Here is an 11,855-nt window from a genome sequence, read left to right as displayed (position 1 = left end):
TCGCTGCATTCGTCGCCTTGCCCTGAACAACGGCAACACTCGCGCAGAGCCGTGCAGGATTAAATGGATGTCCCCTGCCGTATAACCTGTGTGCTCAACGTGTGTGATGCTGCAATAACAGACGGGCGTCCACTCCTTTGAACTTTTTTCTGGCACGTTCAATCGCTTGTGACAGCATGCGATCGGTGGCCACTGGCCCGAGTTGCTCACACATGGCGACATAAACCAGATTCAATAGTGTTTTTAGTTCACCAAAATCGGGCGATAGCAAATTAGTGGACGACTTGCCTAAGGCCAGCATGGAAAACGCATACACCAGATCTGGTGTCACCCCGCGGTGTTGCGCCTGTTCTTCAGTCTGCATCCGTACCTGCTGCACTTGCGCGGCTGGCACCTGGAGCATTAATTCTTGTACCACCACGCTGAAACAGGGCATCCATTCATGCGTATTGAGCGTAACCGGGTTGTCCAGTATGCCATTACGTTGCCGATAGGCTTCCATTTGCGAGATCGGGTCAGCCTTCAGACCAGATGTTCCTTTCATCAGCAAGCCAATCAGATCACGGTAAAGCTGTGATCGATTGGAGGCGATGGCATGCAAATCCCGACAGTCGTTAAAGAAGCCGTTCAACTCATACTGGGATTTCTGGGCGTAGCCCTCTTCCCAGCGCCACATCACATCCCAGAGTTCGTCGCCATCCAGTACTTCACTCAGTACGGTATACACCACACGCCGTTTGGTATCGATATTCATCCGTACGCTCCATACTTACTGACGAAAGTACGTCATGTCTTTGTGGAACTCGGGATAGGCCACCTCATAGTGTTCAGACACATCAAGGCCCTGCTGCTCTTCAGCGGTGGTAACCCGTAATCCCATCGTCATCCGGATCAGTCCAAACGTCAGCAGTGACAGCGGGAAAGCCCATACGAACGCAGCCACAATGCCAATCAACTGCACCATCACCTGATGAGTGTTAAACAGATCCCCGGTCACAAACATACCGGCGGCCAACGTCCCCCAGACGCCAGCAAAACCATGCACAGGTACCGCACCCACAACGTCATCCAGTTTCATCCGTTCCATTATCAATGATCCGGCGACGGCGATCATACCCGCAATCAACCCTGTCAGAATGGCCCACTGAGGTTCCATGCTGGCACATCCAGCGGTAATGCCCACCAACCCGGCAATACTGCCATTGACGGTTGCCGTCAGCAAAATGGGAACCCGGAATACGCGGCTGAACAGCAAGGCACCGAGCGCACCGGCACCGGCGGCAAGCTGGGTATTCAGCGCGATCAAACCGATATCCGCCGTCGCAGCCAGAGTGCTGCCGCCATTAAAGCCAAACCAGCCGAGCCAGAGAATAAAACCGCCCAGAGCTACCAGCGACAGGTTATGCCCCGGAATATTGCGGACTTCGCCAGTCTCGCGGGAGAAACGACCGGTACGGGGTCCTAACACAATAATGCCCGCCAGAGCGCACCAGGCACCAACTGAATGCACGACGGTCGAACCGGCAAAATCAATAAAGCCCATATTGGCCAACCAGCCAGCGCCACCGTACAGGCCACCCCAGACCCAGCTGCCAAACACGGGGTAAATAAAGGCCGCAATCACAGCCGACGCCACCAGATAAGCATCGTAGCGGGTACGTTCAGCCATCGAGCCACTACAAATCGTGACGGCGGTTGCGGCAAACATGGTCTGGAACAGCAAAACGGTGTAATCCCAGGGTTCCACATCCGACATCATGAAATGGCTGGAGCCAAAATATCCGGTGACGTTATTGCCAAACATCAGACCATACCCGACCAGCCAGAACATCAGGGTTCCCAGACACACATCCATGTAGTTTTTCATCATCACATTGACGGAGTTTTTTGCCCGCGACATGCCGGCTTCGAGTAAGGCGAAGCCTGCTTGCATAAAAAATACCAATGCAGCGGCAGTCACGACCCAAATGGTATCGGCTGCCAGAGTAGAAACGACTGATTCCTCCGCTTGGGCTGGCAACCCGATCAGGCAACCGGTGAATACTACGGCCAATCTGCGCATATCTTATCCTCGTTGTTATATAACGATAAAAAGCAACCTTGTGACAGCCATGGCTATCTCCCCAGACACAGCCATGACCAAGCTCACAAAGTACTGTGTGACAGATCACCGGATTAATGGGCAATCCATATGCCATCTTGCCCGCGCACCGACAGAGTGCATCTGTTACATGCCAAAGTGGACGGTGGTACTTGTATTCCATAAAAGTGGTTTTAGTCATCATTAAATACGCCGCTAATGTGCTTATAAGGTGCACCATCGACTATTGATAAGAAAATCAGTGACAGATTTGGAAAAGCGGAAATCAGACTGGTGCAACCGGTACCAACCGTACCCGGCATCACCACAGAAGCGTGCACCGGGACAGCACACGGGCTGCAAATCGACGTCAAAAATTAACCGCCACAATTGATCTGTCTCAATCGTAGCAGCCAATTAAAATGCCAATTCTGGACAATCAGCATGCCAGGACACCCACACTTGGCCCGTTGCGTATAAAAACAGCAGTGTTCTTTTCCTGGTCACCCAATGTTGGGGTCTAACGTAAAAAATTCATCGGACAACATGATATAGGGACTACCCAACTCTCCATCTCCAATACGTATTAAATTACTCGCCAAACCTATATTCCTATCTTGCAATGTACACCACACCATATTAGGAATGCCTACTGTTTAAAAATCGGAGTTCGTCAAACCATATATTTCCGAACTTCCGGCATTACCTGCGCCAAACCTTCCAAAAAAAGGCGATAATCCGAGGGGATTTTAATATCATATTTTTCCAATCACCGAAGAAATATAAAATATCCATAACATCATTATTATGAAGAATAGAAATCGATTCATTAATAGCCGAATTATTCATAATCCCACCTGAAAATAGCCATAAAAATCGTTAGCCCCGCTCATTCAATATGCTATTTTCCAATCGTCAAACTCTGTTCTGCCAAGACCTGATGGTATCGGATTCGGATTTATAGGGAGAGTTGAATAATAATCAAAATGCATGGCTCCAGTCACTTCAGCGATAGCACGCCCTGCCTTTGAATTAGATGATGTAGATTAATGGACTCACCATCTGGACCAATCAAATCATCTCTTTGAAAGACTCGATTGCCTTGGCTTTTGCTTCAGCCCCAGATCTTTACCACCAGTTCTAGTTGCACTCGCAATTATGTCGTCCCACGCTTTACCTTGCCCTCTGAGATAATCAAAGGAAGGACCAGGTTTGTGTCCGGGTTGCCCTCTGCTCTACTGCCCTGCGACCACCTGACTGGCGTAAAAACGCCGTCACGCCGGGCTTGCTCCGAGGTGACGGCGTTTCCTGTTTCTGAACTGCCGGTTACTGATTTACTGGAGTACCCGGCCAGCCCTTGTTTAATCCTTGGCGGTTTTGCAGGCGACGATCTGCACCACGGCGCTGTCGCCCCGGTGGTATTTGCCTTCAACCATATGGCGTTCCACTTCTGCCGCGACCGCAAAATCCAGCCCCTGAAGTTCCGCTTCCAGCGCCTCCAGCGACATAAACATATCTTTTTGTGACGGTGGTGGCCCGCCTGCGCCTTCCATCTCCAGATGCCGTTCGGTATAGGCTTCCAGAATAAACACGCCCCCGGGTTTCAGGGCCGGTTGCACATTGCCGTGCAGCTGTTTACGTAATGCCGATGGCACATGGGCTGCAATCGAGACAATGCCATCCCACGCCTCGGTGCCGAGGTCGTAATCCGCCAGATTGGCGACGACCGTCGAGATAACCACGCCGTTATCCGCGGCCAGTTGCTGTGCCTTGTTGAGGCCAACCGACGACTGGTCGACCGCGGTAACAACATAACCCTGTTTGGCCAAAAAAACGGCATTCCGTCCTTCGCCTTCTGCCAGGCACAAGACCTTGCCGCCCGCCGGTATTTGGCCGTACTGGGCTTGCAAAAAATCATTGGCTACCGTGCCGTAGGCAAAACCTTCTTCGTTATAACGTTGATCCCACATGGGTGATGCTCCTGTTGTCGTCTGCATTCTGTGCCGGTCAAACCGGGTATTCAGCGGTTGGATAACTATTGAATACTGCCGGTTTGAACCTTGGCTTCAGTATACCCATGCAGGCCACTCACTGCTGTTAAACCGTGCTGCCGGGCTTGACTATCAGTCGTTAGCTGACTGCCATCACCGCTGTGGCGGCCGACCCGGCACTCCCAAAGCGTTGATCAATTCATCGGTTGTAACCCCCAGCGCAATTGCCGCCGCCGCAAAATCCGGTGGCCCCTGATTCGGTTTCCCCAATGCCTTGATCAACGCGGTTTCGCTGATATTCAGCGTCGCCGCCGCTGCTGCAACATCCGGTCGCTGGCCAGGGCCACCGGGGCCGCCGCCTTCTGGGCGATGACCGATGCCGCCAGTGTCGCCATCGGCAAATGAGACCACCCGATTGGCTTTGACCGTGGCAGGATCACCTGCCGGCGTGTTGCTCACGTCGCCACCCCGCACCAGACGCACATAGTTGTAATACCGTTCACCATCCGGGCCATCGGCTCCCCCTTCGGCCTTGGTATCAAAGCGGACAGCACCGGCACCGTGCATATCATGGCCCTCATGATCCACCGCGTAACCAAAGGCAACATACCAGGCAAACCAGTAACCGTGGGCATCGTGGGGGTCGATATAAGGGTTGGTGGTGCTGCTCCAGAAGAAGGGATAATCGACGTTGTCCGCTTCATTGGTAATGGTAGAGATATTAAATACGCTGCGATCTATGGCCGGGAAAACCCCGGAATAATCCACCAGACTTTGCAGCTCTTTGATATTCGGCAAGCGCCAGTCATCGTAACCAGCGTCGGTGGCGTTTTCGGCGTAGGCCAATGCTTCTTGCCAGTTCAGGCTTTTGCCGCTGTCGTTTTTACTCCACATCAAACCAGTGGCGTGATCGCTGATGGTGTTATCGCCGTTATCCTGAAAATCGTTAATGCCGTATGGACTGCCACTCACACAACGTACAAACCGCCGACCATTCAGCGCCTTGATATGGCCGGTCCAGTCATTCACAACAAAGGCAACGTCACGCTGGGCCAGCTCGGTATCGACCTGATAATAATTGCTCGACCAGGAGTGCTGTTGCGCACCTTCCTTGCCATTCCCGACCAGATAAAAGTAGTCGGTATCCAGCCAGGGCCAACCGGCAGAAAAGTCCCGGATAGACCAGAGTTCCTTGATATTCGGCAAACGCCAGTCGTCGATACCGCCAAGCTCCAGCGCCGCGCAATAACCGGCGGCATCGGACCAGACCATGGATGCTGCAGATAATGACTGCGTCCACACCAGCCCTGTTACCTGATCGGTGACGGTGCTGTTGCCATTGTCCTGATAGCTGGGCACATTGCCGGTGTATTGGGCATCCTGACCATAAAAAGCCGCCCCGGGCGCTGGGCATTCGATCTCGACACTGTTGTTGTAACAGGTGCCTTGGGCGGTATCGACAATGGCAAAAGCCCGACTCTGGGAATTGGCGGCAGCCTCCGAGCGCCCGCTGGTACCCTCGTGTTTGGTGGCACAGCCAGCCAATGATCCCGCCAGACTCAGCAGTACCGCACTGGTGATGATGTAATGTTGCGATATTTCCATAATTAGCTCTGCCATGTCCTGTAAATTCAGAAAACCGACTGTATGATATAAAACCGATCCGCAGAAATATCAAAGACTATGTAAAGTAACGTCGATTAACGCTGATTTTAATCAGGGTTTTGCCATTATTATTTTCAACCTGATAAGCGGCAATACAGCAGGGCAATACATCAGGATAATAAATCAGGGCATTCCAAGGTGAAAAGCAGTAGGAAACAGGTAAATAAATGCATACGAAAAATTCACTATTCCTATGATAAAAATAGAAAACACTCAAGATTTATACCTGTCTCCAGAGGATCAACCTAACAACTTTCATTGCCAAAATTACTAAATATAATAATGCCTAATAGAGGTTTCGAAGCCTTTTTCAATATCTCTAAAAAGCTTATATTTCCCACACCCATTTATATAACTTCTATATGGCTACCTGGAGAGCTTTAATTACTGTATTAAGCGCGGTATTTAAAATATTAATCGCAGCATTGATAGCCTGTTGGGGAGATCTATTTAGTCGTGTAAAGCCACCGTTGCAGCAAATTATTCACATCAATGACTTCGAAATATCCCAATGCGGCTTGATCCGGCCTATTTCCGGCCAATTCAGTAAAGATTTGGACTACTTTCAGTCCAAATCGCATCATTCAGACGCACCTATCCCACACAAGATAAAAAGCTCCAGCGACGAGCGTTGTACACCATGTTCATCAAACCGATTCTCAGTTCCGCTCTGGCCTGGCCGATGCAGCGCACCAGGTACTTTTTGCCGTCGCATTTCATGTCCGCATAAACATGTTCGACACGAGCCCAAACCTGAGAGCGTTTTTGATTCGTCAGCTTGCTACGTTCAGGCATGTCTGTCTTTACCTCGCGGTTTCTTGCGATGGATGTGGGAGCGATAGCCACGGTCTTCCAACATGCTTTCATTTTCTGCGCTTCGATAAGCGCTATCTGCCCAGACATCTGCGCTGCTATTGTCGCCATTGATCAGGACTTCGAGTTGATGCCCGCCATGTATCTTAGCCGCAGTCGCTTCGTAGCTGCGAATGAGTTTGTGCTGTTTATCGACGCTGGTGTGATTTTTATAGCCGAAGTAGCTCTTGCCATGTTTCTTCGTCCAGGCTGCTGCATCTCGACTGGCCTAGCGCTGCTGGGCCGGAGTACTTTCTGGAGGGAGCGGCGGTGTCGGGTCATCGTTACCGGAATTGGACTTTTCTTGCGCTTTGCGGGCTTTTTCCTGCTGCTCTTCGGTTTTTCGCTGGGTGCTTCAACCAGGGTGACATCGATAATTTGACCGCCTTGAGGCCGATAACCGTGGGCTTCGATGTGCGAGAGCAAGCTGTAAAACAGTTCATCGGTGAGGTTTTTCTGGACGAGTAACTCTTCATATTTCCAGGCGGTATTGGCATCGGGTACCGGATCTTCCGGCGACAAGCCCAGAAAACGCCGAAACGACAGGCGATCCAGCATCTGATACTCGACCTGCTTGAGGGGCAAGCTGTAGTAGTGGCGTAGGAAAATCATTTTGAACATGAGCAAGGTGTCTGAACGAGGAGGACCCTTATTGGATCAGCGTGGCATGCGGATCTTGCTGAGAATGGACCTGAAGGCAGCCCAGTCGACAAGTTCATTAATTTTAGCGGGTGGGTCGTTGTGCTGATCCAGTTTGTCATTCAGGTCATCAAAGTCGAAGAATCCTGGCTGCATACAATGCGCTGTTTTTACAAGACCCTGCAAACCATCAAGACGCTTTGCTGAATCCCAACCCGTCGTTTTTATACCCATAACCTGACATCTACCACTCAACTACTTGGCAATTTTTTTGGCTTTGGCTATCTCTGCTTTCTGACTGCCTTCAGGCTGATTCCAGATTGGCCGTTCAATACGGCATTCCGTGTTGTGCGGCTAACCCCGAGCAGGTATCAAAACACATACCACCGGATTCAGATGCGCCGCATATACTGCCGGAACCGCTGGATACCATCGCGGCGCATCGGTTACGGCTGGCTGGCCGCCCAGATACCATCGGCGATCAATTGCTGGCTGAGTTCACCAATCAGTTCGGCAACCAGTGTCATGGCGCGGGTTTCTGGCCTTTCGTGCATATGTACCAGATTGACCTGGCGAGTCATGTCCGGGTCGGTGATTGGCAGCAGTTTGATTGCACCACTGTTCACCTGCGGGTATACCGCCGTGGTGGAGCATATCAGCAGGCCATAGCCTTCTATTACATAGCGCAGACTGGTGAGTAGCTGGCCAAAGGGATTCTGGCGTTGCAGTTTCACCCCCACCAGCTGTTCGTATTGCGCCACCCGGAAGCCGAGGGAGTCGCGTTCGCTGGTGTAGATCACCCTATAATCGGTCAACTCGGCAAAACGAATGCAGTCACGCTGCAGCAAGCTGTCGAATACCGCCGCTGCCCCGGTGCCTACCGCCAAAAACAGCCGCTCGTTCAGCAACGGCCGGCTGATCATACCCATATGTGGCGAGGCATCGTCAGAGCTCACCAACAGGTCAACATCCCCCTGGCGCAACAACTGATAAAGGCTGCTCGACAAGCCGGTTTGCAAGTCCAGTTCGATACCTGGGTAACGGCGATTGACTTCGGCAAACAAGGGTACTGCCAGGGCGTTGCCTGTCGGTTGGCTCATCCCCAGTACCACCCGGCCACTGGGTTCACCACCGTCTTCCAGCAACTGCCGTCGTGCCAGTTCCAGCTGTTGTACTGTGGTTTCGGCAACGGGCAGGAATTTTTCTCCTGCCGGGGTCAAGTGTACGCCGGTGTGATCCCGCTCCAACAGGCGGGTCTTGAGTTCATGTTCCAGTGCTGCCAGTTGCTGGCTGACGCTGGGTTGGGCGATGTTCAGCTCTCTGGCGGTAGCGGCAATGCTGCCGGTACGGGCGCACGTCACCAGATACAGCAGCTGTCGGGTATTCATTATTGTTATTTCCCCTGGGTCAGGTGGTTGAGTCGGGTGTCCGCAGTCCGGGTATAGGTAATGGCTATACCCCCATCAATAAACTTCAGTCTACCTGAAATGGCGGTATTTACTTAACATCCTAACAAAATATCAACCATTCAAATAAAGGAGTCAGCGACATGACCAGCACTACTCTGAGCCGTGACCCGGCCAACTTCAACAAGCCACCGCATATCAGTGATAGCGAATGGCAAACCCGGATCAAACTGGCTGGCACCTATCGGGTGTTCGCCTTGATGGGCTGGGACGAGGGTATCTATAACCATTTGTCTTTACGGGTGCCTGGTACTGAGCATTTTCTGATTAATCCTTTTGGCCTGCACTACACCGAGGTCACTGCCTCCAATCTGGTCAAGGTCGATATCGAAGGCAATATTATTGGCCAGTCCGACTGGCCGATTAATCCGGCTGGCTTTACTTTTCATGGCAAGATTCACCAGCAGGTTGCCGATAGTCATTGTGTGATGCACGTGCACACCACCGCTACTCAGGCTGTGTGTTGTCTGGAAAGCGGTCTTTCCTACAGTAACTTTTACGCGGCTCAGTTGTGGGGCCGGGTAGCCTGGCATGTGTTTGAGGGTATTACCCTACGCTCGGATGAAGGTGACCGGATTCTGGCCAGTGCTGGCAACAAACAGGTACTGATGCTGAAAAACCATGGCCCGGTTGTTATTGGCGCCACTCTGGCACAGGCCTTCTCACTGATGTGGTTGGTCAACCGCGCCTGTGAAGTCCAGCTGGCCACCTGCAGCATGGGCAAGCCGCTGACCATTGCCCAGCCGGTGCTGGATGGCTGTTCCCGTGATTCGATGAATCTGGACCCGCGCTTTGGTGCTGGTGAAGATGCCCTGGCAGCATTTTTGCGCCTGGCCGAGCGTCAGGATGCATCGTTTCGTTACTGATCGATCCAGGCTGATATCTAACGGTTGATCGAATCACTGGTCACCCGTCATAAACACAGGCATAACAGGCAGGCGCTGATGGTCCGGATCACTCCCGACGATGTGATTGGTTTGATCCGCCTCAGCAGCCGTAAGCACTCATAAACAATAACAATAAACGGATCATCATTAACAACAACCAATCAATAACAATAAAAAGGTACGCCATGAACATACTCAGAATCGCAGCTCAAGCCACACTAATCAGCAGCCTGATGTGGGGACTGTTGGCTCAAGCCGACACCACACCTCAAACCACCTTGCGGGTTGGTACCTGGTTACCGCCCACCAATCCACAAAATGCTGAAGTCTGGCCAACTTGGGCGAAGTGGGTCGAAGAAGCCACCGAAGGCCGGGTGGCCATCCAGCTGGAATACGGTCTTGGCCATCCCAAAACCATGTTTAATCTGGTCGAAGATGGTGTGGTGGATGTCGCCTTTACCGTGGTTGGTTATCAGCCGGGCCGTTTCAAGTTACCTCTGGTAGCCGAGTTGCCCGGTATCAGTGATAGTGCAGAAGCGACCTCGGTCGCGTTATGGCGTACCCAACAGCAGTATTTCTCAGCTGCCAAGGAATTCGACGGGCTGGAGTTACTCGGGCTGTTTGTACATGGCCCGGCCCAGATCCATACTCGTGAACCTTTCAGCAGCTTGCAACAACTCAAAAACCAGAAGATCCGGATAGGTGGCGGCTTGCAGATGCTGGTCGCCGAGCGACTCGATGTCAGCCCGGTACAGGCACCCGCCCCGAAAGTGTATGAAATGATGCAGCAAGGGGTGGTCGATGGAGTGTTCCTGCCAGTGCTGGATCAGAAATACCTGCGCCTCAGTGAAGTGACGAGTCAGATCACCGTGATCCCCAGAGGCCTGTACGCCAGTTCATTTGCCATATTCGCCAGCCCGGACACCCTCGACAGCCTCTCTGCCGCCGATCGCCAGGCCATTTTGTCAGTCTCCGGGGAGCGCCTGTCGGCCCTCGCTGGGAGAGCCTGGGAGCAAGCCGACCGCAACGGTTACGAGGCCGCACGTAACAGCGGTGTCGAGATTCATCAGCTGCAGCCCGGTGATGCCATGCTGACTGACATGCAGCAGCGCCTGTCCGACTTGCCCCAGCAATGGGTCAAAGACGTGGCCGACCGTGATATCGATGCCAATGCCGCTCTCGACTATCTGCGCCAGCAGGCGCGTTCTTACCAGCAACCTCTGGCACAGGAGTAACGCAACAGTGAGTATGAATATATCGGTCATTGGTGCCGGTGCAATTGGCGGCTATATCGCCGCCCGATTGGCCAGCATCGACGTCAGGGTCAACCTGATTGCCCGTGGCGCAACACTGGCGGCCTTACAACAGCATGGCATCGGCCTACAGGAAGGTGACCAGCCCCCAGCGTTTTTCAGCGTCAACGCCGTGGCAGATGCCACCAGTCTGCCGTCCCAGGATCTGATTATCGTTGCCGTCAAGGAACCTGCTTTGGCGTCGGTGTTACCGCACATCCAGGCGCTGATGGGGCCAAACACCCGCGTGATGACGGCAATGAACGGCATTCCCTGGTGGTTCACCGCCGGACTGGTCTCCGGTCAGAGCATCCATCTCGGCAGCCTCGACCCCCAGGCCGCACTACAACAGGCGATTCCATCCAGCCAGATCATTGGCTGCGTATTGCATATGGCCTGCAGCAATGTCAGAACCGGGGTGATACGCCACAGCATTGGCCACCGCATGGTGCTGGGCAGCCCGGGGCAACAGCCGGATGCAGGTTTGCACCACATCGCCAACCTGCTCAACCAAGCCGGTTTTGAAGCCAGCCTGTCAGATTACATCCAGCGCGATATCTGGTTCAAACTGTGGGGTAATATGACCCACAACCCGGTGTCGGCGCTGACCCATGCCACCACCGACCAGATCATCAATGACCCCTACACCAGCCAACTGGTGGTACGGGTGATGGCCGAAGCCCAGCAGGTCGGCTGCCGGATCGGCTGTGACATTGATCAGGACCCGGTTGAACGCAACCGGGAAGCCCTCAAGCTGGGGGCATTCAAAACCTCCATGCTGCAAGACGTGGAAGCCAACCGGCCGTTGGAAATCAACGCTCTGCTGGGGGCTTTTTGTGACCTGGCACAGCAGTTGTCGGTAGCAGTGCCTTGTGCCGAAAGTCTGTTTGGTCTGGTGCGGTTGATGGATCGCAACCGCAACCATTAACAGCACCGTATCCGGCCAGCGACTCCGTTATGCTGAACGCGCTTCGGTATCCGGA

At 52.9% G+C, this 11,855-nt stretch carries 9 protein-coding genes and 2 pseudogenes; 3 read left to right on the top strand and 8 right to left on the bottom strand.

The features are described 5' to 3' along the window. Nucleotides 1-94 precede the first annotated feature (94 nt). The 8 genes and pseudogenes from Q4551_RS12910 to Q4551_RS12875 all read right to left on the bottom strand — a co-directional run bounded on the left by Q4551_RS12910 (nt 95) and on the right by Q4551_RS12875 (nt 8,615). Nucleotides 95-754, bottom strand: a complete 660-nt coding sequence (locus Q4551_RS12910) for a hypothetical protein (protein WP_303434252.1) — start codon at nt 752-754, stop codon at nt 95-97. Nucleotides 755-769: 15 nt separating this feature from the next. Further along, nucleotides 770-2,062 carry an ammonium transporter gene (locus tag Q4551_RS12905; protein WP_303434251.1) on the bottom strand — a complete coding sequence of 431 codons (1,293 nt, stop codon included), beginning with the start codon at nt 2,060-2,062 and terminating at the stop codon, nt 770-772. 1,379 nt (nt 2,063-3,441) lie between these two features. Continuing rightward, complete coding sequence (locus Q4551_RS12900; protein ID WP_303434250.1) at nt 3,442-4,050, bottom strand: bifunctional 2-polyprenyl-6-hydroxyphenol methylase/3-demethylubiquinol 3-O-methyltransferase UbiG; 609 nt, start codon at nt 4,048-4,050, stop codon at nt 3,442-3,444. A 174-nt stretch (nt 4,051-4,224) separates the two neighbouring features. Then, nucleotides 4,225-5,676 carry a DUF1566 domain-containing protein gene (locus Q4551_RS12895; protein ID WP_303434249.1) on the bottom strand — a complete coding sequence of 484 codons (1,452 nt, stop codon included), beginning with the start codon at nt 5,674-5,676 and terminating at the stop codon, nt 4,225-4,227. Nucleotides 5,677-6,523: 847 nt separating this feature from the next. Further along, nucleotides 6,524-6,745 (bottom strand): annotated as a pseudogene (locus tag Q4551_RS16260) (IS5/IS1182 family transposase); the annotation flags it as partial. Continuing rightward, nucleotides 6,664-7,224: pseudogene (locus tag Q4551_RS12885) on the bottom strand (transposase); the annotation flags it as partial. The pseudogenes Q4551_RS16260 and Q4551_RS12885, both read right to left, overlap by 82 nt. A 21-nt stretch (nt 7,225-7,245) precedes the next feature. Next, nucleotides 7,246-7,461, bottom strand: a complete 216-nt coding sequence (locus Q4551_RS12880) for a hypothetical protein (protein WP_303434247.1) — start codon at nt 7,459-7,461, stop codon at nt 7,246-7,248. Between the two features lie 212 nt (nt 7,462-7,673). Further along, the gene (locus tag Q4551_RS12875; protein WP_303434246.1) at nt 7,674-8,615 is read right to left on the bottom strand and encodes a LysR family transcriptional regulator; all 942 of its coding nucleotides are present in this window, start codon (nt 8,613-8,615) and stop codon (nt 7,674-7,676) included. Between the two features lie 161 nt (nt 8,616-8,776). Between Q4551_RS12875 and Q4551_RS12870 the strand changes: the two genes are divergently transcribed. The 3 genes from Q4551_RS12870 to Q4551_RS12860 all read left to right on the top strand — a co-directional run bounded on the left by Q4551_RS12870 (nt 8,777) and on the right by Q4551_RS12860 (nt 11,800). Then, a complete protein-coding gene (locus Q4551_RS12870; RefSeq protein WP_303434245.1) occupies nt 8,777-9,559 on the top strand; it encodes a class II aldolase/adducin family protein in 783 nt (260 codons plus the stop codon). A 206-nt stretch (nt 9,560-9,765) separates the two neighbouring features. Then, nucleotides 9,766-10,815, top strand: a complete 1,050-nt coding sequence (locus Q4551_RS12865) for a TRAP transporter substrate-binding protein (protein WP_303434244.1) — start codon at nt 9,766-9,768, stop codon at nt 10,813-10,815. Nucleotides 10,816-10,828: 13 nt separating this feature from the next. Then, a complete protein-coding gene (locus tag Q4551_RS12860) occupies nt 10,829-11,800 on the top strand; it encodes a ketopantoate reductase family protein (RefSeq protein WP_303434257.1) in 972 nt (323 codons plus the stop codon). Nucleotides 11,801-11,855 lie beyond the last annotated feature (55 nt).

This window comes from Oceanobacter sp. 5_MG-2023 (assembly GCF_030548165.1).
Lineage (GTDB): Bacteria > Pseudomonadota > Gammaproteobacteria > Pseudomonadales > Oceanobacteraceae > Oceanobacter.
The sequence above is the reverse complement of the archived record's forward strand: the minus strand, read 5'-3'. Positions and strand labels throughout refer to the sequence as shown.